Source organism: Massilia sp. BHUDP2 (assembly GCF_046236355.1).
Taxonomy (GTDB): Bacteria; Pseudomonadota; Gammaproteobacteria; order Burkholderiales; family Burkholderiaceae_D; genus Telluria; species Telluria varians.
Window position 1 is genome coordinate 860,622 of record NZ_JBJUVW010000001.1, and the last position, 24,059, is coordinate 884,680.

At 64.7% G+C, this 24,059-nt stretch carries 24 protein-coding genes; 16 read left to right on the top strand and 8 right to left on the bottom strand.

Going from position 1 to position 24,059, the window contains the following annotated elements:
• The first annotated feature begins 30 nt into the window (after positions 1-30).
• From rfbB to rfbC, 4 genes are read left to right on the top strand one after another with little or no spacing between them, the layout of a single operon-like run.
• The gene (gene rfbB / locus ACK6C6_RS03765; RefSeq protein ID WP_409265976.1) at positions 31-1,089 is read left to right on the top strand and encodes a dTDP-glucose 4,6-dehydratase; all 1,059 of its coding nucleotides are present in this window, start codon (positions 31-33) and stop codon (positions 1,087-1,089) included.
• On the top strand, positions 1,090-1,995 hold the full coding sequence (gene rfbD, locus ACK6C6_RS03770; RefSeq protein ID WP_409265977.1) for a dTDP-4-dehydrorhamnose reductase: 906 nt from the start codon (positions 1,090-1,092) through the stop codon (positions 1,993-1,995).
• Positions 1,988-2,875: a glucose-1-phosphate thymidylyltransferase RfbA gene (rfbA, locus tag ACK6C6_RS03775; protein WP_409265978.1), complete on the top strand. Its 888-nt coding sequence runs from the start codon at positions 1,988-1,990 to the stop codon at positions 2,873-2,875. Before rfbD ends, rfbA begins: the two co-directional genes overlap by 8 nt.
• Positions 2,876-2,878: 3 nt before the next feature.
• Entirely contained in the window at positions 2,879-3,430 is a 552-nt protein-coding gene (gene rfbC, locus ACK6C6_RS03780) for a dTDP-4-dehydrorhamnose 3,5-epimerase (RefSeq protein ID WP_409265979.1), read from the top strand.
• 82 nt (positions 3,431-3,512) lie between these two features.
• Here rfbC and ACK6C6_RS03785 read toward each other — a convergent pair whose 3' ends face one another.
• Entirely contained in the window at positions 3,513-3,821 is a 309-nt protein-coding gene (locus ACK6C6_RS03785; RefSeq protein WP_409265980.1) for a hypothetical protein, read from the bottom strand.
• Positions 3,822-4,141: 320 nt separating this feature from the next.
• On the opposite strand from ACK6C6_RS03785, the gene flhB reads away from it, so the two are divergent.
• The 3 genes from flhB to ACK6C6_RS03800 all read left to right on the top strand — a co-directional run bounded on the left by flhB (position 4,142) and on the right by ACK6C6_RS03800 (position 8,865).
• Complete coding sequence (flhB, locus tag ACK6C6_RS03790; RefSeq protein ID WP_409265981.1) at positions 4,142-5,332, top strand: flagellar biosynthesis protein FlhB; 1,191 nt, start codon at positions 4,142-4,144, stop codon at positions 5,330-5,332.
• A complete protein-coding gene (gene flhA / locus ACK6C6_RS03795; RefSeq protein WP_409265982.1) occupies positions 5,332-7,452 on the top strand; it encodes a flagellar biosynthesis protein FlhA in 2,121 nt (706 codons plus the stop codon). Before flhB ends, flhA begins: the two co-directional genes overlap by 1 nt.
• Positions 7,453-7,749: 297 nt before the next feature.
• Positions 7,750-8,865, top strand: a complete 1,116-nt coding sequence (locus ACK6C6_RS03800) for an MraY family glycosyltransferase (protein WP_409265983.1) — start codon at positions 7,750-7,752, stop codon at positions 8,863-8,865.
• A gap of 36 nt (positions 8,866-8,901) precedes the next feature.
• Here ACK6C6_RS03800 and ACK6C6_RS03805 read toward each other — a convergent pair whose 3' ends face one another.
• Positions 8,902-9,138, bottom strand: a complete 237-nt coding sequence (locus ACK6C6_RS03805; RefSeq protein WP_409265984.1) for a hypothetical protein — start codon at positions 9,136-9,138, stop codon at positions 8,902-8,904.
• Positions 9,139-9,498: 360 nt separating this feature from the next.
• On the opposite strand from ACK6C6_RS03805, the gene flhF reads away from it, so the two are divergent.
• The 6 genes from flhF to ACK6C6_RS03835 all read left to right on the top strand — a co-directional run bounded on the left by flhF (position 9,499) and on the right by ACK6C6_RS03835 (position 14,541).
• Positions 9,499-10,941 carry a flagellar biosynthesis protein FlhF gene (flhF, locus tag ACK6C6_RS03810; RefSeq protein WP_409265986.1) on the top strand — a complete coding sequence of 481 codons (1,443 nt, stop codon included), beginning with the start codon at positions 9,499-9,501 and terminating at the stop codon, positions 10,939-10,941.
• Entirely contained in the window at positions 10,934-11,731 is a 798-nt protein-coding gene (locus ACK6C6_RS03815) for a MinD/ParA family protein (RefSeq protein WP_409265987.1), read from the top strand. Before flhF ends, ACK6C6_RS03815 begins: the two co-directional genes overlap by 8 nt.
• Positions 11,732-11,765: 34 nt before the next feature.
• The gene (locus ACK6C6_RS03820; protein WP_036212228.1) at positions 11,766-12,503 is read left to right on the top strand and encodes an RNA polymerase sigma factor FliA; all 738 of its coding nucleotides are present in this window, start codon (positions 11,766-11,768) and stop codon (positions 12,501-12,503) included.
• The gene (locus tag ACK6C6_RS03825; protein ID WP_409265989.1) at positions 12,485-13,228 is read left to right on the top strand and encodes a flagellar motor protein; all 744 of its coding nucleotides are present in this window, start codon (positions 12,485-12,487) and stop codon (positions 13,226-13,228) included. Before ACK6C6_RS03820 ends, ACK6C6_RS03825 begins: the two co-directional genes overlap by 19 nt.
• Positions 13,229-13,235: 7 nt before the next feature.
• The gene (motD, locus tag ACK6C6_RS03830; RefSeq protein WP_409265991.1) at positions 13,236-13,985 is read left to right on the top strand and encodes a flagellar motor protein MotD; all 750 of its coding nucleotides are present in this window, start codon (positions 13,236-13,238) and stop codon (positions 13,983-13,985) included.
• A 61-nt stretch (positions 13,986-14,046) separates the two neighbouring features.
• Positions 14,047-14,541, top strand: a complete 495-nt coding sequence (locus ACK6C6_RS03835; RefSeq protein ID WP_409265992.1) for a hypothetical protein — start codon at positions 14,047-14,049, stop codon at positions 14,539-14,541.
• Positions 14,542-14,691: 150 nt separating this feature from the next.
• On the opposite strand, the gene ACK6C6_RS03840 is transcribed toward ACK6C6_RS03835, so the two are convergent.
• Positions 14,692-15,801: a M35 family metallo-endopeptidase gene (locus ACK6C6_RS03840; protein WP_409265993.1), complete on the bottom strand. Its 1,110-nt coding sequence runs from the start codon at positions 15,799-15,801 to the stop codon at positions 14,692-14,694.
• 213 nt (positions 15,802-16,014) lie between these two features.
• Positions 16,015-17,076: a M35 family metallo-endopeptidase gene (locus tag ACK6C6_RS03845; protein WP_409265996.1), complete on the bottom strand. Its 1,062-nt coding sequence runs from the start codon at positions 17,074-17,076 to the stop codon at positions 16,015-16,017.
• A gap of 224 nt (positions 17,077-17,300) precedes the next feature.
• Between ACK6C6_RS03845 and ACK6C6_RS03850 the strand changes: the two genes are divergently transcribed.
• Both ACK6C6_RS03850 and ACK6C6_RS03855 read left to right on the top strand, forming a co-directional pair.
• Positions 17,301-19,874 (top strand): EAL domain-containing protein, encoded by a 2,574-nt coding sequence (locus ACK6C6_RS03850; protein ID WP_409265998.1) that lies wholly within the window; start codon positions 17,301-17,303, stop codon positions 19,872-19,874.
• Between the two features lie 130 nt (positions 19,875-20,004).
• On the top strand, positions 20,005-21,072 hold the full coding sequence (locus ACK6C6_RS03855; RefSeq protein WP_409265999.1) for a hypothetical protein: 1,068 nt from the start codon (positions 20,005-20,007) through the stop codon (positions 21,070-21,072).
• Between the two features lie 94 nt (positions 21,073-21,166).
• On the opposite strand, the gene ACK6C6_RS03860 is transcribed toward ACK6C6_RS03855, so the two are convergent.
• Complete coding sequence (locus ACK6C6_RS03860; protein WP_409266000.1) at positions 21,167-21,619, bottom strand: GNAT family N-acetyltransferase; 453 nt, start codon at positions 21,617-21,619, stop codon at positions 21,167-21,169.
• Positions 21,620-21,749: 130 nt separating this feature from the next.
• On the opposite strand from ACK6C6_RS03860, the gene ACK6C6_RS03865 reads away from it, so the two are divergent.
• Positions 21,750-22,193 (top strand): hypothetical protein, encoded by a 444-nt coding sequence (locus ACK6C6_RS03865; RefSeq protein ID WP_409266001.1) that lies wholly within the window; start codon positions 21,750-21,752, stop codon positions 22,191-22,193.
• Positions 22,194-22,263: 70 nt separating this feature from the next.
• Here ACK6C6_RS03865 and ACK6C6_RS03870 read toward each other — a convergent pair whose 3' ends face one another.
• The 3 genes from ACK6C6_RS03870 to flgA all read right to left on the bottom strand — a co-directional run bounded on the left by ACK6C6_RS03870 (position 22,264) and on the right by flgA (position 23,985).
• The gene (locus ACK6C6_RS03870) at positions 22,264-22,734 is read right to left on the bottom strand and encodes a flagella synthesis protein FlgN (RefSeq protein WP_209588817.1); all 471 of its coding nucleotides are present in this window, start codon (positions 22,732-22,734) and stop codon (positions 22,264-22,266) included.
• A 6-nt stretch (positions 22,735-22,740) separates the two neighbouring features.
• Positions 22,741-23,058 (bottom strand): flagellar biosynthesis anti-sigma factor FlgM, encoded by a 318-nt coding sequence (gene flgM / locus ACK6C6_RS03875; protein ID WP_409266004.1) that lies wholly within the window; start codon positions 23,056-23,058, stop codon positions 22,741-22,743.
• Positions 23,059-23,298: 240 nt separating this feature from the next.
• The gene (gene flgA / locus ACK6C6_RS03880) at positions 23,299-23,985 is read right to left on the bottom strand and encodes a flagellar basal body P-ring formation chaperone FlgA (RefSeq protein WP_409266005.1); all 687 of its coding nucleotides are present in this window, start codon (positions 23,983-23,985) and stop codon (positions 23,299-23,301) included.
• Between the last annotated feature and the right edge of the window lie 74 nt (positions 23,986-24,059).

Here is a 24,059-nt window from a genome sequence, read left to right on the forward strand (position 1 = left end):
CATGTACGCGCATCCAGGAAACCTCCTTCCATGATCCTGACGACCGGCGGTGCCGGCTTTATCGGCAGTAATTTTGTGCTGGACTGGTGCGCCGCCTCGGACGAGCCGGTGCTGAACCTCGACAAGCTGACCTATGCCGGCAACCTCGGGAACCTGGCCAGCCTGCGCGGCGATCCGCGCCACGTGTTCGTCCAGGGCGATATCGGCGATGCCGCCCTGCTAGGCCGCCTGCTGGCGGAGCACCGGCCGCGCGCGGTCCTCAACTTCGCGGCAGAGAGCCATGTCGACCGCAGCATCCACGGTGCCGAGGACTTCATCCAGACCAATATCGTCGGAACCTTCCACCTGCTCGAATCGGTGCGCGCCTACTGGAGCGGTTTGCCGGCTGCGGAAAAGGCGGCGTTCCGCTTCCTGCACGTGTCGACGGACGAGGTCTACGGTTCGCTGGACGAGGGCGCCCCTCCATTCGGCGAGACCCATCGCTATGCGCCGAACAGTCCGTACTCGGCCAGCAAGGCCGCCAGCGACCACCTGGTGCGTGCCTGGCACCACACCCACGGATTGCCTGTCCTGACCACGAACTGCTCGAACAATTATGGGCCCTATCATTTCCCTGAGAAGTTGATCCCGCTATGCATCCACAACGCGCTGGCAGGCAAGCCGCTGCCGATCTACGGCGACGGCCAGCAGCGGCGCGACTGGTTGTACGTGCGCGATCACTGCGCGGCGATCCGGCGCGTGCTCGAAGCAGGGCGGGTGGGCGAGGTCTACAACATCGGCGGTGGCAGCGAGATGACGAACCTCGAGGTCGTGACGAGGCTCTGCGATATCCTGGATGCGCTGCGCCCGCGTGCCGACGGCAAGGTCTACCGCGAACAGATCCGGTTTGTCGCCGACCGTCCTGGCCATGACCGGCGTTATGCGATCGATGCAGGCAAGCTGGAACGCGAGCTGGGCTGGAAGCCGGCCGAGACCTTCGAGAGCGCCATTCGCAAAACGGTGCACTGGTACCTCGACAACCAGGAGTGGGTGAAGAACGTGACCAGCGGCGCTTATCGCGACTGGATCGGCAAGCATTACGGGGACTGAATGAAGATCCTGTTGACGGGGAAGGACGGGCAGCTCGGCTTCGAGCTGGTCCGTGCGCTGGCGCCGCTGGGTGAGGTCGTCGCCGTCGGCCGTGTGCACTGCGACCTTGCCGATGCCGACGCGCTGCGTGCGCTGGTGCGCCGGGTCGCCCCGGACGTCATCGTCAATCCGGCCGCCTGCACGGCGGTCGACCAGGCGGAGTCCGAGCGCGAGCCGGCGTTTGCAGTCAATGGCCGGGCCCCCGGCATACTCGGCGAAGAAGCCGCGCGCCTGCATGCGCTCGTCGTGCACTATTCGACCGACTACGTATTCGACGGCACCGGGCAGCTCCCCTGGACGGAAAACGATGCGCCGGCACCGCTCGGCGTGTACGGCAGCAGCAAGCTCGCCGGCGAGCGGGCCCTGGCCAAGGCTTGTGGGCGCCACCTGATCCTGCGTACCAGCTGGCTGTTGGGCGTGCACGGCGGTAACTTTGCGAAGACGATGCTACGCTTGGCCGCACAACGCGAACGCTTGAGCGTCGTCAACGACCAGTTTGGAGCTCCGACCAGCGCCGCGCTACTCGCCGACCTGACGGCTCACCTCCTCCGGCAGTACGCGCGCGAAGAAGCCGCCAGCTTCCCGTACGGGACCTATCATGTCGCGGCGGCGGGAGAGACCAGCTGGTACGATTACGCTCGCTTTGTGCTCGGGGCCGCGCACGAAGCCGGGGAGCCCCTCCAGGCCGGTCCGGAAAGCGTGCTGCCGGTGATGACGGCGGCATTTCCGGCGGCGGCAAGGCGCCCGGCCAATTCTCGGCTCGATACCAGCCTGTTCCGCCATACTTTCGGCCTGCGCCTGCCGCCCTGGCAAGACGGCGTGCTTCATGTACTGCGGCAACTTCTTCAAAGGGACATCGATGCTTGATACCAAACGCAAGGGCATTATCCTGGCCGGCGGCTCCGGTACCCGGCTATACCCGGTAACGCAGGTGGTCAGTAAGCAACTGATGCCGGTTTATGACAAGCCGATGGTGTACTACCCCCTCAGCACGCTGATGCTGAGCGGGATCCGCGACGTCCTCCTGATCAGCACCCCGCATGATGCGGGACGTTTCCAGGAACTGCTCGGGGACGGCAGCCAATGGGGCATGAACATCGAATACGCAGTCCAGCCTTCGCCGGACGGCCTGGCCCAGGCCTTCATCATCGGGCGCGATTTCATCGGCAACAATCCATGTGCGCTGGTCCTGGGGGACAACATCTTCTACGGCCACGAGCTGGCAAGCCACCTGAAGCGGGCGAGTGCACCCATCGACGGTGCGACCGTGTTCGCCTATCACGTGCATGATCCGGAGCGCTATGGGGTGATCGAGTTCGATGCCGGACGGCGCGTCGTCAGCATCGAGGAAAAGCCGACAGTGCCGAAGTCGAACTACGCGCTGACCGGGCTGTATTTCTGCGACAAGAACGTGTGCGCTATTGCCACCGACATCAAGCCGTCGGCACGCGGGGAACTGGAGATTACCGACGTCATCCAAGCCTATCTCGAGCAGGGCAAGCTGAACGTCGAGATCATGGGCCGCGGCCTCGCCTGGCTCGATACCGGCACCCATGACAGCCTGCTGGAAGCGGCCAGTTTCATCGCCACCCTGCAAAAGCGCCAGGGGCTGCAGGTCTCCTGCCCGGAAGAGATCGCGTACCGCCAGGGCTGGATCGGCGCTGCCGAACTCGAGCAGCTGGCTTTTTCCCTGTCGACAAACGCTTACGGTGACTACCTGCTGAAGCTGCTGAAAGCCGATACCTGAACCATGCCTTATCAACGAACACCCACCGCGATTCCCGACGTGCTGCTGCTGGAACCCACGGTCTTCAGCGACGACCGCGGCTATTTCTTCGAAAGCTACAACGCGGGCGATTTTCGGGAAGCCACCGGGCTGGCGGTGGACTTCGTGCAGGACAACCACAGCATGTCGGTGCAGGGCGTGCTGCGCGGACTGCATTACCAGGTCCGGCACCCGCAGGGAAAACTGCTGCGGGCGGTGAAGGGCAGGGTGTTCGATGTCGCGGTCGACCTGCGCAAGTCTTCGCCGACCTTCGGGCGTTGGGTCGGGGCTGTGCTCAGCGCGGACAACCGCAGGCAGTTATGGATTCCTCCCGGCTTTGCCCATGGTTTCCTGACCTTGAGCGAGGACGCGGAAATACTCTACAAAGTCACCGATTACTGGTATCCGGAGCATGAGCGCACGCTGTTGTGGAAGGATCCGACCGTCAACGTTGAGTGGCCCATCGAAGGCGAGCCACGCTTGGCGCCGAAGGACGTGGCAGGCAAGTTCCTCGACGAGGTCGAGTTGTTCGGATAAAAAAAAATCGGCTGCATGCGCAGCCGATTTTCTTTGCAACCAGACCAGTGCGAGGACAGGCGAACCGCCCTCGCGCCACCGATTAGTGGTGGGTGGTGGTCGAGTGGTTGGTGGTCGAGTCGCTGTCCGAAGCAGCAATGCCGACAGCAGCAACAGCTGCGCCGATGGCGACCAGGGTGGTGGTCGACAGGCCAGCCAGGGCGGTCCCGCCCAGCAGGCCGCCGGTGCTGGCGGTGCCAGCAGCAGCGCCGGTACCGGCAGCGGTGGTGCCGGTTGCGGTGCCGGTTGCGGTGGTGCCGGTTGCGCCGGTTGCCGGGGTGGTGGTGCTCTGCGCCAGCACTTGGGTCGACAGCAGGCTCAGGATAGCGCTAGCAACGAGAAGCTTTTTCATGTGAGGTCCTTGATTTGTTCAGATTACAGAAGTGCAAGTGTATCAATTGCAAGCACATTATATTACTAAAACATTTCCCCTAATCAAAAAAAGAGGAACCGTTCGTTACATTTCGACAAAGTAGCCAACAGTATCGCATGTTTTACAACATGTCCATGCGCGTCGCATGCGAATGTAAATTGTGAACAAGTAATCCGCGCCGTTTTCCGGGTTCCAGGAATACGGGCAAATCCTTCCCCTATTCAAAGTATAGCCATGCAGCAATATCTGGGACAATACTGCTTTGGTAGTAGTTACAGACAGAACGACGGGAAGAGTAGATGGCGGACGACAGCGACGCAGAAAAGACAGAACCAGCGTCACCCAGAAGACTGGAGAAAGCCCGCGAAGAGGGCGACGTCCCCCGCTCGCGCGAAATCGCCACGTTCACCGTCCTGATGACCGCAGGCGCCGGCCTGTGGATGACGGGCGGCTCGCTGATCGGCAAGCTGGAGCAGGCCATGCAGTCCGGCCTCTCGCTCAGCCGCGACCAGGTCTTCAACCCCAACGTCCTGATCGAACGCATCACCGCCGACCTGGTGGCGGTGATCATCGCCTGCTTGCCGCTGGCAGGCCTTATCATGCTGGTGGCGCTCGCTTCGCCGCTCCTGATCGGCGGCTGGAATTTCTCTTCCAAGGCCTTCGTGCCGAATTTCATGAAGCTGGACCCGATCAAGGGCATCGGCAACATGTTCTCTACTAATGCCTTGATCGAACTGCTGAAGGCCGTCGCCAAGACCCTGGTGGTCGGCGCCGTGGCCTGGGTGGTCATCATGAGCCAGAAGGATGCGCTGATCGGCCTGGCGGTCGAGCCGCTGGGCGCCGGCAGTGCCCATGTGGGCGAGCTGGTGGCCAAGGCTTTTCTGTTCATCACCGGCGCGCTGGGCGTGATCGCCGCCATCGACGGCCCCTGGCAGCTGTGGCACTACCACGACAAGATGAAGATGACGCGCCAGGAAATGATCCAGGAGTCGAAGGAGTCGGACGGCAATCCGCAGATTAAGGGGAAGATTCGCCAGATGCAGCGCGAAATGGCGCGCGGCCGCATGATGCAGAATGTGCCCACTGCGGATGTGATCGTCACCAACCCGACCCACTACGCGGTGGCGCTGAAGTATGCCGATGGCCAGAAGGGCGCGCCGCGGGTGGTGGCCAAGGGTGTCGACGAGGTCGCCGCCAAGATCCGCGAACTCGGCCTTGAACACAAGGTGACCTTGCTGGAAGCCCCGGCCCTGGCCCGTGCGCTCTACAAGCACACCGACATCGACGAAGAAATCCCGGAGAAGCTGTTCTCGGCCGTGGCGGAAGTCCTCGCCTACGTCTACCAGCTGCGCGCCTACAGGAAGGGCGAGGGCATCTACCCGGATCGTCCGACGAAGCTGGCGGTGCCGCCGGAGATGGACCCGAACGACCCGGCCTACAAGGGACCGGGGGCAGCAAATACGGACCCGAATAACGGAGCATTGCACTAATGAACAGCATCAAACTGCCGGCATGGACGAACGGGCTCGCGTCGCGCGGCGCCAGCGCGCTCGCGGCCCCGATCTTCATCGTCATCCTGCTGGCGATGATGATCCTGCCGCTGCCGGCCTTCGTGCTGGACGTGTTCTTCAGCTTTAACATCGCGCTGTCCGTCATCGTGCTGTTGACCGCGCTGTACACGGTCAAGCCGCTCGACTTCATGGCCTTCCCGGCCATCCTCCTGATTTCGACGATGCTGCGCCTGGCGCTCAACGTCGCCTCGACCCGTATCGTCCTGACCGAAGGCCATACCGGCGGCGCGGCCGCGGGCAAGGTGGTCGAGGCCTTCGGCCACTTCCTCATCGGCGGCAACTTCACGGTCGGTATCGTCGTCTTCATCATCCTCACCATCATCAACTTCACGGTCGTCACCAAGGGTGCGGGCCGTATCGCCGAAGTGGGCGCGCGCTTCGCCCTGGATGCGATGCCGGGCAAGCAGATGGCGATCGACGCCGACCTGAACGCCGGCTTGATCGGCGAAGCCGAGGCCCGCAAGCGCCGCAACGAAGTAGCCCAGGAAGCCGAGTTCTACGGCGCGATGGACGGTGCGTCCAAGTACGTGAAGGGCGACGCCGTCGCCGGCATCATGATCACCCTGATCAACGTCATCGGCGGCCTGATCATCGGCGTGATCCAGCACGACCTGAGCTTCGGCGAGGCCGCCGAGGTGTACACCTTGCTGGCCATCGGTGACGGCCTGGTGGCCCAGATTCCTTCCTTGATCATCTCGATCGCGGCCGGTATGGTGGTCTCGCGCGTGGCCAACGAGGACGACATCAGCAGCCAGGTGACCAACCAGCTGTTCGCCCGTCCGGAAGCCCTGTATATCACCGGCGGCATCATCTTCGCGCTGGGCGTGATCCCGGGCATGCCGAACCTGGTGTTCCTGCTGCTGGGCAGCGCGCTGTGCGGCGGCGGTTACCTGATCGCCAAGCGCAAGAACGAGCAGCCGGCCAAGGAAGCGGCCGCGGCGGAAGCGGCGGCAACGGCCGCGGCCGGCGGCGCGCCCGCCACCCCCGCCGAATCGGAAGAGGCGACCTGGCAGGACGTCATGGCGGTCGACACCCTCGGCCTGGAAGTGGGCTACCGCCTGATCCCGCTGGTCGACAAGACCCAGGGCGGCGAGCTGCTCAAGCGCATCAAGGGCATCCGCAAGAAGTTCGCCCAGGAAGTCGGCTTCCTGGCGCCGCCGGTGCATATCCGCGACAACCTCGAACTCAAGCCTTCGGCCTACCGCATCACGCTCAAGGGCGTGGAAGTGGGGACCGGCGAAGCGATCAACGGCCAGTTCCTGGCGATCAACCCGGGCATGGCTAGCGGCACGCTGCCGGGCCTGGTCACCACCGACCCGGCCTTCGGCCTGCCGGCCACCTGGATCGACGCCAGCCTGCGCGACGAGGCGCAGAGCCTGGGCTATACCGTGGTCGACGCCGGCACCGTGGTGGCGACCCACCTGAACCACCTGATCACGACCCACGCCTCGGAACTGCTGGGCCGGATGGAAGTCCAAGACCTGCTCGATCACCTGGCCAAGGCCGCGCCGAAGCTGGTCGAAGACCTGGTGCCGAAGGTGGTGTCGCTGTCGACCCTGCAGAAAGTGCTGCAGAACCTGCTGCTGGAAGGCGTGCACATCCGCGACATGCGCACCATCATCGAGTGCCTGTCGGAGTACGCCGGCCAGACCCAGGACCCGAACGAGCTGACCGCCATGGTGCGGGTGGCGCTGGGCCGGGCCATCGTGCAGCAGCTGTTCCCGGGCACGAACGAGCTGTCGGTGATGACCCTCGACAACCGTCTCGAGCGCTTGCTGATGCAGGCGATGGGGGCGGGCGGCGACGGCACCGGCATCGAGCCCGGCCTGGCCGACACCATCGCCCAGCAGGCAGCCAATGCCGCTGCCCAGCAGGAGCAGATGGGCCTGAGCCCGGTGCTGCTGGTGCCGGCGCCGCTGCGCGTGCTGCTGTCGCGCTTCCTGCGGCGCGCGGTGCCGCAGCTGAAAGTGCTGTCGCATAACGAAATTCCGGAGACCAAGACGATCCGGGTGACCAGCCTGGTGGGCGTGCCGATGTAAGCATGCCGGGTAGTCAAGGCCAGCGATGGCTACCGATTTGTCTCTTTTTGGAATCATCCCCCTGTTTTGGGGGCTGTTCCCAGTGCCCAAAGTCAAGTTTATGTGTTGATTTGTGATAACATTCTCGTTGCTCTAAAACAGTGCACGAAATTTCCCGGGCCGTGATGTCATCGCGGCTCATCTACAACCACCTCCCGATCAGCCAACGTTGTTCAGTTGGATTGAACACGTTCGGTGTCTTTGCGATTAATAATGCTGGAATATCAACAATTTGGGCTTGGCTTGACGGCATTGGCCGTGAGTTTCGCTGTGTGTCTGCTGATCGTCCTGTCGCAGAAATGGCACGGTAAACTCTCCCACGATCACGACCTGAACGGCGTGCAGAAGGTGCACACGACCGCGGTGCCGCGCATCGGCGGTATCGGTGTCATGGCAGGCGTGCTGCTTGGCCTGGCGCTGTTCCAGATGCTGGCGCCGGCTGGCGTCAACCCCCTGCATTCGGCCGACATCCGCCTGCTGCTGCTCGCCAGCCTGCCGGCTTTCCTCGCCGGCCTGATCGAGGACTTCACGAAGCGCGTGTCCGTTCGGGTACGCCTGGCCGCGACCGCCATGAGTGCGATGATCGCCAGCGCCGCCCTGGGCGCGACCGTGACCGAACTCGACCTGTGGGGCGTCGATACGTTGCTCGCATTTGCTCCGTTCGCCATCATCGTGACGGCCGTGGTCGTCTCGGGCGGCTCGAATGCCATCAACATCATCGACGGCTTCAACGGCTTGTCGAGCAGCACGATCATCATCATGTCCGCCGGCCTGGCTGCCGTCGGCCTGCAGCATGGCGACCACCTGGTAGTGGCCATCGGCGCCCTGTGCATCGGCGCAACCGCCGGTTTCCTGGCCTTGAACTATCCGTTCGGGAAGCTGTTCCTGGGCGATGGCGGCGCTTACTTCCTGGGCTTCCTGGTCTCGGAAATGGCCGTGCTGCTTCTGGTGCGCAACCCGTCGGTGAATGCATGGCAGGTGCTGGCGATCTGCGGCTATCCGGTCATTGAGGTGCTGTTCAGCATGTATCGCCGTCGCGTGATCAAGAACGTCAGCCCGGGCGCGCCGGACGCGCTGCACCTGCATACGCTGGTGTACCGCCGGCTCGTCTTCAAGCATGTCCGCCGTGACGCGTCGCGTCCGTGGAACCGCAATGCCAGCGTGGTGTGCTTCATCGCTCCTGCGGTGGCGATGTGCGTGGCGGTGAGTGTGGTTGCCGGCGCATCGGCGCCGGTCAGCCTGGCAATCGTGGCGGCGCAGCTTGCGCTCTACATCGTGGTGTATGGCCGTCTCGTGCGTGGCCGCTGGGGTGTTGCCGGTCGTGCCAGCGCCGATGCCATCTCGGCCAGCGCCAACGCTTCCTCGTCTTCCTGATTCGCACGCCGCGATACCGGCCCGCGGCGGCCGGTATCAGCGGCGTCGCCGCTGTACCCACCAGTTCTCGAACCAGATCGAGAAGTGCAACAACAATCCTGTGACGAACAGGAAATCTCCCACACGACCCAAACGCAGGCCTGCGGCGATGACGCCTGCGATCAGGCACGCCGTCCTCAAGGCGGGGATACTGCTGTCGAGCGTCTTGCAGCAGGAGATCAAAAAGGCTTCTCCAGACATGCCGGCTTGACGCTTCGGTATCCTGAATTTCATCTGTAGGGCCTTTCGTTATTGTTCCGGAAACCCGGTGCGATTTGAGTATGCCTCAAATTCATCATAGTTACAATCTGAGACAATTGAGTTTTGCCAACTAAATTGTTCGTAATGACATGCCGTTGTAATCACGCTACTTATACCAGACATTGATGGTTTGTATGATATTGCATAATTGTCATCAGTGGTCGCACAATGCTTGTTCGTGCTGGGCCAGCCATGGCCATTGAAATAGACTGGATTCCCCTTCCTTTTCCTCCGATGGTTTCCTTACGGCATCGCCAATAATGTTGCCTATGGACGGGCATTACGCCCGCGTACCTTAGAACAGTACAGCTGAACGAAGTGCGGAGAGAAACGATGAACGTGAAGAAATTTACAGCGGCTACATCCCGTGACGCCTTGCGCAAGGTGCGGGAGGCGCTCGGCCCTGACGCGGTCATCCTTTCCAACCGCCCGGTCGACGGCGTGGTCGAGATCCTCGCGCTCGACAACGACGACGTCGCCGCACTGGCGTCCCCATCCATCGAAGAACCGCAGGCGCCGAGCTTCCAGGCCTTCGACAACGATTTCGACCCCGAACCGGTATTCAGCCGCGCCCCGGCCGCCTTCGCGCCCGCCGCACCGGAACCACGCCAGCCGGCGCCGCGCGCCGCCGCGCCGAAGCTGGACCCGTTCGCCGGCCAAGCTTATGTGGAACGCCGCGCCGCGCCCGCCATCGAACCGGACATCCCGCCGACCTACGTCAACCGCCGCGCCCCGAGCCCGGAGCCGGGCATCGACATGGCCGCCATGACCCAGATGATGAGCGCCGCCATCGCCCAGGCCAAGGAATCGGCCGCTCTTGAAATGAGCGGCATGATGAACGAGATCCGCGCCATGCGCGGCCTGATGGAAACCCAGCTGGCCGAACTGTCCTGGAACGCGACGCAACAGCGCGAGCCGCAGAAGGCCGCCGTGCTGCGCGAGATGCTGGCTGCGGGCTTCTCGGCCACCCTGGCGCGCTACCTGATCGACAAGATGCCGGCGACCAAGGACGCGGCCGACGCCCTGCGCTGGATCAAGACCGTCCTGGCCCGTAATCTCACCACCATCGCCAACGAAGACGATCTGCTAAACCGCGGCGGCGTGTTCGCCCTGGTCGGCCCGACCGGCGTCGGCAAAACCACCACCACCGCCAAGCTGGCGGCGCGCTGCGTGATGCGCCACGGCCCGGACAAGCTGGCCCTGATCACCACCGACGCCTACCGTATCGGCGGCCACGAGCAGCTGCGCATCTACGGCAAGATCCTCGGCGTGATGGTGCACTCGGTAAAGGACGAGGCCGACCTGCGCATCGCCCTGAAAGAACTCAAGAACAAGCACACCGTCCTGATCGACACCATCGGCATGTCGCAGCGCGACCAGATGGTGACGGAACAGGTGGCCATGCTCTCCGAATCCGGCACCGACGTGAAGCGCCTGCTGTGCCTGAACGCGACCTCGACCGGCGAGACCCTGAACGAAGTGGTGCGCGCCTACCAGGGTTCGGGCCTGGCTGGCTGCATCATGACCAAGCTGGACGAAGCCGCCTCGATCGGCAACGTGCTCGACGTCGTGATCCGCCAGAAGCTCAACCTGCACTACATCTCCAACGGCCAGCGCGTGCCGGAAGACCTGCACCTGGCCGACCGTGCCATGCTGGTCGACCGCGCCTTCCGCAACAACCGTCATGCTCAAGCCCAGTTCGGTGATGCCGACCTGCCGCTGATGATGGCCGCTGCCGGCAACGATCGCAGCCTGCGCGAGGTGCACCTTGGCTAGTTTCGATTTCGACCAGGCCGAAGGCCTGCGCCGGATGCTGCAGGGCCCGCGCCCGCGCATCGTCACTTTTCTCTCCGCCACGCCTGAAGACGACAAGGGCGCCATGCTGGTCAACCTGGGTGCCTCGCTGGCCCAGCTGGGGAACGAGGTCCTGATCGTCGACGCCTGCGAACGCGACTACGGTGTGGCGCGCCGCCTGGGCTTGAACCGGGCCGCCAACCTGGCCGCCGTGGCGCGCCAGGAGTATGGCCTGAACCAGGTGCTGCACGCGGTGCCGCAGGGCTTTTCGGTGGCATCGCTCGGCCGTCCGCACGGCAGCAACGACGCGCGCCGCCTGGCCAAGACCTTCGACGTGCTGGTGGGGCAGGCCGGCATCGTGATGGTCGACGGCGAACTGGGGCCGGACGGCGAATTCCCGCTGCCGCTGATGGCGAGCTCCGAGATCGTGGTGCAGGTCGGTACCTCCGCCGCCTCGATCACGAATGCCTATGCGCTGATCAAGCGCCTGGCGCAGCAGCTGGGCCGCCGCCCCTTCGGCATCCTGGTGACCGGCGCGACAGAGGCGGAGGCCAAGGTGGTATACGATAATATGTCAGCTGCGGCAACACGCTACCTGGCGGTCAACCTGCGCTCGATGGGTTCGGTGCCGGCCGACGAGTACCTGCACCGGGCCGCGCGCCTGGGCCGGGCGGTGGTCGATGCCTTCCCGCTGGCGGGGGCCTCGGTCGCCTTCCGTCGCCTGGCAGGCAAGTTCGCGTTGCACGCGATGCCTGGCATGGGCAGGGGATGAAGAACAAAGATAGCGGAAGAGAAAAGCAGAACGCATGTACACGGTCAAAGGGAAAGCGGACAAGAACCATTTGCTGACGGAGCACATGCCGTTGGTGAAGCGTCTTGCCCACCACATGAAGGCCAAGCTGCCGCCTTCGGTGGAAGTCGATGACCTGGTGCAGGCCGGCATGATGGGCCTGCTCGACGCGATCAACCGCTACGAAGACAACCACGGCGCCCAGTTCGAGACCTATGCGGTGCTGCGCATCCGCGGCGCCATGCTCGACGAGCTGCGCAACAGCGACTGGATGCCGCGCAGTACGCGCCAGAACATGCGCAAGGTGGAGGCCGCGATGGAGGCGCTGCAGCAGCGCCTGGGCCGTCCGGCCAGCGAATCCGAGATCGCCAAGTCGCTCAAGATGTCGCTTGCCGACTACCAGGAGATGCTGGGCGACGGCGGCGGCCACCAGCTGCTCTACTACGAAGACTTCCACGACCAGGGCGAGGACGGCGGCAGCGACAGCTTCCTCGACCGCTATGCGGTGGACGACAGCGATCCGCTGCGCAGCCTGTTAGACACGGGCTTCCGCCAGGCCGTGATCGACGCCATCGACGCCTTGCCGCCGCGCGAGAAGATGCTGATGGGCCTCTACTACGAGGAAGAACTCAACCTGAAGGAAATCGGCGCCGTCATGGGCGTGAGCGAGTCGCGGGTGTCGCAGCTGCACACCCAGGCCGTGTCGCGCCTGCGCGCGGCGCTGCGGGAGCAATTGTGGACTGGGCCAGCGTAGCCGGCCTGGTGCTCGCGATCGCGGGCATCTTCATCGGCCATACGCTGGACGGCGGCAAGTTCGCGTCGCTGATCCATCCGTCCGCCTTCGCCATCGTGGTGATCGGCACCTTCGGCGCCACCCTGCTGCAGAGCGAGCGGCGCAGCTTCATGCTGGGCCTGCGCATGCTGCGCTGGGTGTTTTTCCCGCCCAAATCGAACCGTGAGCTGCTGTCGCGCGAGATCGCGCTGTGGAGCCTCTCCGCGCGGCGCGACGGCCTGCTCTCGCTCGAGCAGTACATGGGCACCAAGGATAAAATTATCCAGAAGGGCCTGCGCCTGGTGGTCGACGGCATCCAGCCCGAGAAGATCCGCAGCCTGCTCGAGAACGAGATCAACGCCTACGAATTCTCGCAGCGTCAGGCGGCGCGCATCTGGGAATCGGCCGCCGGCTATGCGCCCACCATCGGCATCCTGGGCGCGGTGCTGGGCCTGATCCACGTGATGGAAAACCTGTCCGATCCGGCGCGCCTGGGTTCCGGCATCGCGGTGGCCTTCGTCTCCACCGTGTACGGCGTGGGGCTGGCCAATCTGTTCTTCTACCCGGTCGGGAATAAGCTGAAGGCCATCGTCAGCGACAAGGTGGCGCAATACGAGATCCTCGCCGAAGTCTTCCACGACCTCGCCACCGGCGACCACACCCGCGTGGTCGACGAACGGGTGGCGAGCCTGCTGACGCGCCACTAACCGGATCATGGCGCGCAAACGCTACGACGATGGGGCCCAGGAAAACCACGAGCGCTGGCTGATCTCCTACGCCGATTTCATCACGCTGCTGTTCGCCTTCTTCGTCGTGATGTACGCGATCTCGATCGTCAACGAGGGAAAATACGCGGTGCTGTCCGAAGCCCTGGGCGACGCCTTCGGCGGACGCAGCGTGGCGCCGCAGGCGCATACCAGTGTCGAGCCGGTGCTGCCGCTGTCGCACATCGTCAACCGCAAGCGCGTTGAGGCCGCGCGGCGCGAGCGCGAGCGCATGGAAATCCTGGCGAAGGACCTCACCGCCACCCTGATGCCGCTGGTGAAGTCAGGCCAGGTGCGGGTGACGCAGAACGCGCGCGGCATCGGCATCGAACTCAATGCGAGCGTGCTGTTCGCGCAAGGAGAGGCGACCCTGCAGAACGAGGCGCGCGAGATGCTGGGCGCGGTGGCGGGCCTGCTCAAGGATGCGCCGCAGCGCATCGAGGTCGAGGGCCATACCGACAACCTGCCGATCACCAACGAGCGCTTCGCCTCCAACTGGGAACTGTCGGCGGTGCGCGCGGCCAGCGTGGTACGCCTGTTCATCGAGAGCGGCGTGCAGGATGTGCGCCTGTCGGCCATCGGCCATGGCGCGACGCGCCCGGTGGCGCCGAACGACACGCCCGCCAACCAGGCGCGCAACCGGCGCGTGGCGGTGATGATCCTGGCGTCGGTACCGGAACCGCTGCCGGCGGGTGTATAGTAGGCATGAAATAAAAGTTCGTTTCTGCAGTTCTTTTGAAATAATATTTCAAGGAGAAAGAATGCATGTCACACGCTTTTTGCCGCCGACCCTGCTGGTCCTAGGAGCCCTGGTGAGCGCGGCCGGCGTCGTCGGCGCCCAGGAGAAGGAAGAGCAGGTGCGCCACCAGCTCGAGGTCGAAACCGGCGATGGCAGGGTACGGGTGCGCCTGCTGGTCGAGAACCGCGGCGACACCGCGATCTACATCCCGCGCGAAATCGCCGCCGGCGACGAGATCACCGGCCGCCGCTTCGAGCTGCGCGACGCCAAGGGCAAGCCGGTCGACTACACCGGCATGATGGTCAAGCGCGGCGCGCTCACGGCCAGCTACTGGCAGGAGGTGGCGCCGCACAGCATGCACATGAACACCATCGACATCACGCCGTCCTACGCTTTCAGGAAAGGGAAGCAGGGCTACGAGATCCGTTACGACGGGCCGTGGCTGGCGGATGTCACGCAGCTCGACGCGGTACGACACAGCCCGGCGGCGCCGGTGAAATTCAGCTTCAGTAAATGAGAAGGGGCGGCAATACCGGCCCTTTCCGCTTTTGTAGGGTGGGCGGCTTTGCCGCCCACGCGGTCAACCAGCTGCGAGATCATCGCACTAAGTCCTTCAACCTCCAACTATCACCGCGTGGGCGGGAAGACCCGCCCACCTACGTCCCACTCAGTTCAGCGCCGGGGTGTTCTCGCCGAAGTATTCGTGCGAGTCGGCGTTCTGCACCGCCAGGTCCGGGTTGGTGATGGCCAGGTTGGCCGCGCCCGACTGGCCGTACACGTGGTCATCGGTGCCGGCCACCACGTTGAAGTGGCTCATCTCGTGCACCAGGGTGCCGCCCTTCGAATCGGTGCCGGTCATCGGCGCGTTCCAGAAGGCCTTGCACACGTAGATCTTGTAGGGCTGGGTCGGATACACGTAGGCGTAGTAGTTCTGCTTGCAGCCGCAGTCGACCGTCACCGGCTTGGTCGCGAAGGCATCCTTGATGGCGGCGAAGTGCGACTTGACGGTGGCCACCCGGGTGGCGTTGTTGGCGCCGAACCACTTGGTGTAGCGGGTGCCGATCACGCCGCGCTGCATGTAGGCGTCGCCGTCGCTGGCCATCGCCGAGCCGGCCGACATGGCCTGGGTGATGGTGGTCTGCTGGGTGGTGGTGCACTTGTTGAAACTCAGGCCGCCGGCGGACGGGGAGGGCTGTTCGGCGGCCCGCTTCATCGCTTCGATGTCGAGCATCACCTGCGACTTCTGGCCGCGCCCCACGCGGCCGTCGATCCACACGGAGGCCGGGGCCGACACCAGGGTGGCGTGGTCGCCGTCGGCGCCGCCGCGCTCGGCGGCACCCGCGCTGGCCAGGAACAGCTGCGGCGACACCTGCTTGTAGCTGATCTGGTAGTCGCCGCTCACGCTCATGTCGTACAGGCTTGACAACTCGACCTTGACGGTGTGCGAGGCGCCCGGCTTGAGCAGGAAGTAGTCGGCCGCGGTCGGGGCGGCGCGCTTGATGTGGGCGCCGAGGTAGACCACCGGCTCGCCGTCGCGCTTGACGTCGAACAGCGCTTCGTCCACGCCTTCGAAGGGCGTGCGCGCTTTCAGGATGTACTGGGGCGCGCCCGAATTGTTGGTGATGGTGACGCGCACCACCACGTCGTCGTTCTGACCCAGGGTGGTTTTTTCGGGGACCACGCTGACCGCCACGCCCTTCGGCGCCGCTTGCGCGTTGCAGGCTGCCGCGAGCGCAGCCATGCCCAATGCCGACTTCCAGATGCCTTTCAAGCTCATGTTCATTCTCCGTATGAAAGATCTTTATGTGGCTTGACCTCAGCCTTATCGAGTTACCCAGATGACATTGGAATAACTCAATCCGATATTTACGGAAACACGAGCATGTGTAAAGTTGAATTACGGGAAACGTGACAATTTTTGTGAAGTGTCAACAAAACGCAAAAATCGTCAATCGTGCGCTGGCAATATGTACATACAAGTGCTAGCAAATCACTGCTGCTGCGGCGTATTCTCCCCAAAATACTCGTGCGAATCGGCGTTGTTGACCGCCCGTGCCGGGTCGCTCCGGGCCAGCTCGGCCGCTCCCTGCTGGCCGTACACGTGGTCGTCGGTGGCCGCGACCACGTCGAAGTGGCTCAGCTCGTGCAGCAGGGTGCCGCCGCGCGAGTCGGTGCCGGTGAGGGGCGCGGTCCAGAACGCCTTGCAGACATAGATCGCGTAGGGCTGGGCCGGGTACACGTAGGCGAAATAGTTTTCGTTGCAGCCGCAGTCGATTTTCAGGGGCTTGGTCTCGAAGGCGTCGCGGATCGCCGTGAAATTGGTGTTCACAGTGGCGGCGCGGCCGGCATCCAGGGCGCCGAACCAGATGCCGTAGCGGGCGCCGTACTGCGCGCCCCCGGCGCCCGCCGCCAGGTAGTTGTGGGCGTCGATCGTCATCGCCTTGCCGGCGTCCACGGCCGCCGCCAGCTGCTCCTGCTGGGCGTTCGAGCACTTGCTGAATTCCAGCGAGGCGGCGCCGGCGACGGCCTGCTTGGCCGGCACCCTGGCCCCGCGCGGCAGGCGCCCGTCGATCCAGATCCCGATCTGGCTGGACGCCAGCGCACCCGGCACCGGGCGCATTCCGGAGGCGGCGAACAGGCCGCTCGAGGCGGTGCGGTAGCGCAGCTGGTAGGGGCCGGTGACGCTCATCTCGTACAGCGCCGACAGCTCGACCGTGCTGGTGAGCGTGGCGCCCGGTTCCAGCCGCAGGAAGTCGTCCGGGCCGGGGGGCGGGCGCTTGGCCTTGATGCCGAGGTAGCGTACCGGCTGGCCGTCGCGCAGCACCTCGAACAGCGGCGCCTGCACGCCCGCCACCGGGGTGTGCCACTTGAGCAGGTACTGCGGCGTGGCGCTGTTGTTCTGCAGGGTGACGCGCACCAGCACCTCGTCGCTGCGGGCGAATTTTTCACGCACGGGCTTGACGCTGACGTCGACGTCCTGCGCCAGCGCGGGCAGGGCGGACAGGGCCAGCGTCAAGGACAGCAGCGGGCGCGGCAGGATTGAGTGGCGCATGGCGGGCTCCTTGCAGTTGGGATTGAACCTACTGTGCGCCGCCGGCGCGACCGCATCTTGAGCAATCCCAAGCGTATATTTACCCTGGGCAACAAAACCACACCATCAGTATGGCCTATTAACAACAGATGTGATTATCTGTGAGGATTTGCTCGATTCGGGACAGGCCCATTGCTATGATGCAATCAAACTATCCTCCCGTAAATATTTTTCCTTTCTAAGCCATGAACGCCCTGCATGACCTTGTTGACGAGCTCGCCCGCGAGATCGGGCTCGACTGCGAGGAAGTCGCGGCGCGCAAGGCCTACCTGGAACTGGACGAGCCCGACATCGAGGCCCTGCGCGACGTGCACGCGCTGCTCGAGTCCCACCGCGACGCCTTCTCGGACCGCTTCTACGCGCACCTGATGTCCTTCCCGAAGCTGCGCGGCATGCTGGGCGACGGTGCCGAGGCGCGCCTGCGGCACGTGCAGTCCGCCTACTTCAGCAGCCTGACGGCCGGCGAGTATGGCGAGGAATACATGCGCGAGCGCCTGCGCGTGGGCGCGACCCACCAGCAGATCGGACTCGATCCGAAGTGGTACATCGGGGCCTACCGCAAGTACCTGTCGGAGCTGTCCGGCCTGCTGTGGCGCCGCCTGCGCGGGCAGCCGGAACGCTTCCGCGCCGCCCTGGAAGCGGTGCTGAAGATCGTCTGCTTCGACATGGGCCTGGCGCTCGACACCTATACCCATGCCAGCCAGCGCAGCAGCCTGCAGAACCAGAACTACCTGGAACAGGTCATCGACGGCATGCCCGCGGGCCTGGTGGTGGTGGATGCCGAGCTGCGCGTGCGCTCGATGAACCGCACCATGGCCGACCTGCTGGGCGTGCCCGACAGCCTGCTGCTGGAGCGGAAGCCCGCGCTCGAAGAGCTGATTCCCTGCCGCGAACTGGCCGACCGCGCCGCCGAGGCGCTGGCTTCCGGCGCGCGCCACGACCAGGTGCTGGTCACGCTCGACGGCCGCGCCGACGGCGTGCGCTACGTCGACTTCAACATCCGCCGCGCGCGCAAGGACGGCAGCTACATGCTGCTCCTGATCGGCCAGGACATCACCTTCCGCCGCAAGGCCAGGTTGCGCCTGCAGGAGAGCGAAGAGTTCTTCCGCCTTACCTTCAACCAGGCCGCGGTCGGCATCGCGCTGCTGGGCAGCGACGGCCGCGTGCTGCGTACCAACAGCAAGATGTCGCACATCCTCGGCTATTCCGAGGTCGAGCTGCTGCAGCGCTTCTTCCAGCAGCTGACCTGCGACGACGACCTGCCGGACGAGCTGGCACTGATCAACCGCCTGAAGGCCGGCGAGATCAGCGACTACCAGCGCGAGAAGCGACTGATCCGGCGCGACGGCGCCCGGGTCTGGGTCAGCGTCACCGTGTCGCGCATGCGCGACGCCAACGGCAACCAGCGCTTCATCTGCGTCATCAAGGACATCCAGCGCCAGAAGCAGGCCGAGGAAGCCCTGCTGCGCCTGGCCAACCACGATGCCCTGACCGGCCTGCCCAACCGGGTCCTGATGCAGGACCGCCTGGGCCAGGCCATCATGCACGCCCACCGCGCGGGGCGCCAGGTGGCGGTGATGTTCATCGACCTGGACCGCTTCAAGCACGTCAACGACAGCCTCGGCCACGATGCCGGCGACGCCCTGATCGTCGAGATCGCGCGCCGCCTGTCGAGCAGCCTGCGCGAGAGCGATACCGTGGCGCGCCAGGGCGGCGACGAATTCGTGGTGGTGCTGCCCGACCTGGCGGGCCAGGACGACGCGGCCAAGGTGGCGCGCAAGCTGCTCGACAACCTGTTCCAGCCCATGCTCCTGTGCGGCCAGGAAGTTTTCCCGTCCGGGAGCATCGGCATCGCCATGTATCCGCGCGACGGCGAAGACAGCGCCACCCTGCTGAAGAACGCCGACAGCGCCATGTACGGCTCCAAGGGCAAGGGCGGCAACCATCATTCCTTCTACGCCGCCGAGATGGGCGAGCAGGCGGCCCAGCACCTGCGCATGGAAGGGGCGCTGCAGCGCGCCCTGCAGCGCGAGGAATTCCTGCTGCACTACCAGCCGGTAGTGGACATCGGCAGCGGCGTGGTTTCTGGCGTGGAAGCGCTGCTGCGCTGGCAGCCGGTGGGCAGGCCGATGGTCTCGCCCGCCGAATTCATCCCGCTGGCCGAGGAGACCGGCCTCATCGTGCCGATCGGCGACTGGGTGCTGGCCACCGCGATGCGCCAGCAGGTGGCCTGGCGCCGCGCCGGCTTGCCCCCGGTGCGCATCAGTGTGAACCTGTCGGCTCGCCAGTTCCTGGGCCAGGACGTGGCCCAGCGCGTCGGCGCGCTGCTGGCGGAGACGGAGTGCGACCCGGCCTTCCTGACCCTCGAGATCACCGAGAGCGTGCTGATGGAGAATCCGGGCGCGGCCACCGAGACCATGGGCCGCCTGGCCGCGATGGGCGTGCAGCTGGCCATCGACGACTTCGGCACCGGCTACTCCAGCCTGGCGAGCCTGAAGCGCTTCCCGATCCACAGCCTGAAGATCGACCGTTCCTTCGTGATGGACCTGACCCAGGACGCCGACGACGCGGCCATCGTCAATGCCGTGATCGCGCTGGCGCATTCGATGAAGCTGAACGTGATCGCGGAAGGCGTCGAGACCAGCGAGCAGCTGGCCTTCCTGCAGGAGCGCGGCTGCGACCAGATGCAGGGCTACTGCTTCAGCAGGCCGGTCGAGCCGCAGGCGATCGCGGCGATGCTGGGCCATGTGGCGGCCTAGGCCTGCAGTCATGTCGGCGCAGGCCGATATGCTCAGCTTCGTGATTCTTTCCTGAATCCGCGGCGCCAGGATTGACTGCAAGGCACGCGCCTGCGGATACTGGACCTTTCCCGATCTCGCCCTCTTGCCGATGAAAACCCTGCTGCGCTGCCTCGTCTGTGCATCCCTCTTCGCCGGCGCGCACGCGGCCGCACAGACTGCCCCTGCCGCGCCGGCCGCCGTGCCGGCATCGCCGGAAGGCCGCATCGCCGCCAAGCCGCTGTTCCGCGATCCCGTCTTCGACGGCGCCGCCGACCCGGTCGTGATCCGCAATGCGGCGCGCGGCTCCTGGTGGATGTTCTATACCAACCGCCGTGCCAACGCGGCCGGCCTGTCGGGCGTGTCGTGGGTGCACGGCACGAAGATCGGCATCGCCGAATCGGTTGATGAGGGCGCCAGCTGGAGCTATGTCGGCACCGCCGACATCGAGCTGCCGGCGGCGCTGGGCGGACTTGATGCCACGCACTGGGCGCCGGACGTGGTGCGCGCCGACGACGGCAGCTACCGCATGTTCCTGACCGTGGTGCCGGGCGTGTTCACCGACTGGAAGCACCCGCGCCACATCGTGCAGCTCACCAGCACCGACCTGCGCACCTGGCGCAGCGCGCGCGACATCCCGCTGGCCTCGGACCGCGTCATCGATGCCGCCATCACCAGGCTTCCTGGCGGCGGCTGGCGCATGTGGTACAACAATGAGCGCGACGGCAAGTCGATCTACTACGCCGACAGTCCGGACCTCGAGAACTGGACCGGACGCGGGAAGGTCGTCGCCGACCAGGCCGGCGAAGGTCCGAAGGTGTTCCAGTGGCGCGGCGCGTGGTGGATGATCACCGACGTGTGGCGCGGCCTGGCCGTGTACCGATCAACGGATGCCGTGAACTGGACCCGCCAGCCGGACAACCTGCTGCAGCAGCCGGGCAAGGGCGCCGACGACGGCGTCATCGGCGGCCATGCCGACGTCGTGGTGGCCGGTGACCGCGCCTGGCTGTTCTACTTCACGCACCCGGGACGCGGCCAGGTGCAAGGCGGCGCCGGCACCGGCACCGACGGCCCGGAACAGCGCCGCAGCTCGCTCCAGGTGACGGAGCTGATCCAGTCGGGCGACCGGCTGCGGGTGGAGCGCGATGCGCCGACGCGGATCGCGCTGGGCGGCGGCTGAGAGCCAGGGACGTGGCGCCTTGCCACGACGGTCGCCCACGGCGATCGTGACTAGGCTGGCGACGCAGCGTTTTCCTTGCTGTCATTGCATGGGCTTACGGCTTGGGCGGCAGCGTCGCGTCGTGCACCTTGGTCAGCGCATACCGAGCGCCTCCTGGCGGAAATCCTTCCAGGCGGTGATTCACGATGTAGCCAAGCTTTTGGTAGAACGCCAGGGCCTGGAAACTCAGTGTCTCCAGGAAGACGCAGTTGCAACCCCGGCGCAAGCCTTCCTCCTCGGCTTTCATCAAGATGGCACGGCCGAGTCCGCGCTTGCGCGCAGACTCTTCGACCCATAACGCATGCACCTGCAGCCAGCCGACGTATGTGTCGCCGACCAGGCCGCCAACGATACGGTCTTCCTCGTCGCGCACGGTGACTACCAGGTCCTGGGGCGTTTCGCCGCCTGTATGTGCGGCATTGAAGTCAATGAGTCCTTGCACGATGACGTTCGACTCGCGATAGTCAGGGCGTTCCTCGACTGCAATGATGTAACTACTCTTCTGCATAATGGCTGATTCTCTGTTTTCAAATTTCTAACCGCATGCACCCCCAGCGATTCCACCACCCGTGGGGGTCTCCCCTGAAAGAACAGCATCCTATACTGCGCACCTGTTCGCAACATACAAAGGATGCATCATGAAGATGACCCGCCTGTTCACTGCCGCCTTCGTGGCACTGCTGCTGTGCGCCAGCCACGTCAAGGCAGCCGATCCGGAAGAGCGCTTTCTGCTAACGCCCGCACTGCTGGCGAAAATGAAAGCCGCCGGCCCCGAGCTCAAGAAACTGGAAAAGGACGACGAGGAGAAGGACGACGGCAAGAGCAACAACATGTCGGCCGAAGAGTTCACCCGCGTGCTCGACAAGGAACCGCGCGCCAAGGCGATCCTGGCCAAGCATGGCCTGAGTACCCGCGAATTCGCGCTGAGCACCTACGCCATGCTGCACGCCGGGATGTTCGTCGGCCTGGAGCCGTCCATGAACAAGAAGCAGGCCGCCGAGATGCTTGCGACGTTTACGAAAGAGCAACGCGCCAACGTCGCGCTGCTGCGCAAGACAGACCTGAGCGCCTTCGGCAAGTAACAAGGATCCCTGGATAGGACAATGGCCGCGCAAGCGGCCATTTTTCATGGAGAAGTAGAGGGAAGGCCGATTAGCCGATCACGTAGCGCTTCGACGGCCCGCTTCCCACAGCCTGGCCGCTGGCGCCATACACCCCGCCCGCGTCCGCGCCGGCCGGCATGCGCAGGGCGTTGAGCACGCCCTGGTTGTGCGCCAGCTGCTTGTTGATCAGCATGCCGTTGACGCGGTTGAGTTCCTTGGCTTCCCGGGCCAGCGCCAGCAGCGCTTCCCACTGGGTTCTCGCTTCGTCATTGCCGCCCACCGCCAGCCAGGGTTCCATGCCGGCTTCCGAGCCTTCGCAGCCGGCCGCAAGCAGCGCCGCGTGGCGCTGGGCCGACAAATCGGCGAGCGCCTGCAGCAGTGCGTTCTTGCGGGGAGTGGTTTCCGCCAGCCCATCGGCGTCAGCTGCGACGAGCAGCTGCTGTTCCTGTTTCATCAGCTCGATCAGGGAGCCGAGGTGTTGCTGTTCTTGAAGGACGGTCGAGATGGGGCTGGTCGGCATGAAGGATTATCGCTTGCGTGAATGGAGCAAGTCGCGCACGGTGTCGAGCAGGCCGTCGGCGACTTTCTCGGAGTTGACCTGGAACTGGCCATCGGCGATGGCCATCTTGATGCGCTCGACTTTCTTGGTGTCGAACACCTGGTTGTTGCCGCCCACGGCATTGGCCATGGCCTGGCCCTGCGAGGACAGGCGCACGCTGTCGGTCGCGACCTGGGTCGTCGTCGCGGTCGTGGCGGCCTTGTCGGCGCCGCGTGCGTTCGCGGTGCCGTTGGTGTTGGTGGGCTGAAGGCCTGGGTTGCCCTTGAGGGTATCGTTGATTTTCACAGCATCATCCTTCTCTGTTCGGAGCGGAAACTCCGGGATCTGCATCCTGTAACGGCAAGGATTTCACAAACTTTAGGCCATCTCGAAAAACCTGCTGCGCGTTGCACTGGCGGTCTGCGATGCTCGCTGTACTACTCGTACAGCTGCGCTTCTCAACCACCATTGCTGCCGCTCGCGACGGTTTTTCGAGACGTCCATAGCGCAGAAAAGGCCGTCCAATGAAAATATGCAAAGTGGTTTTCAGATCGCCACTTCGATGATCCCGCCCGCCCGCGCGGTGCCGCTGACTACGGTTCCCGACTGGGTCCGCGCCTGCGCCACCTGGCCTTCGCCGGCATTGCTGATCGCCATCGCTTCGGCCGAGACCGAGAAATTCGTTCCTTTCGACACCAGGCGCACCGCCTGACCCTGCTGGACCACCGGGCGCGACTTCAGGGTGTCGAGGCGCAGCGGCGTGCCGGACGGCAAGGAGGCGGTCGGCGTGCGGCCGATGGCCTGGGCCATGTCGGTGATGATGCCGTTCGGCATGGCGGCGATGTCGCCCTTCATCATGACGAGCTGGGTGGCGTCGACCGGCTGGCCCTGGGCCAGCGGCACGGCGGCGGCGACGTAGTCGGCCATCACCTGCACGGTGGCCTGAATATACACCGTCCAGGGCGAGGGAGCGGTGCAGCGCACCCCGACCGTTGTTTTTCCCCACGCCCGCGCGCCCGGCTGCTGGAAGGCTTCCGGCGCCGGGCAGGCCGCCAGGCTGGTGCGCGGGTCGACCTGGCCGACCTTGATCGTCACCTGGCCCGGCAGGCCGGCGCTCTGGCTCTGCAGGTACTGTTCCACGACCGTGCGCAGGGCCGGCAGGTTCTGGCGGCCTTGTGCACTCGCGAGCGGGGCGAGCAGGACGAGCAGGGCGGCGGCGATGGTGCGTTTCATGGTCGATCCGGCGGATGCAGGTGGGAGATGCTGCCATTCTAGGTAGTAGGATTCTCTGGCGAAACTTTGAATAG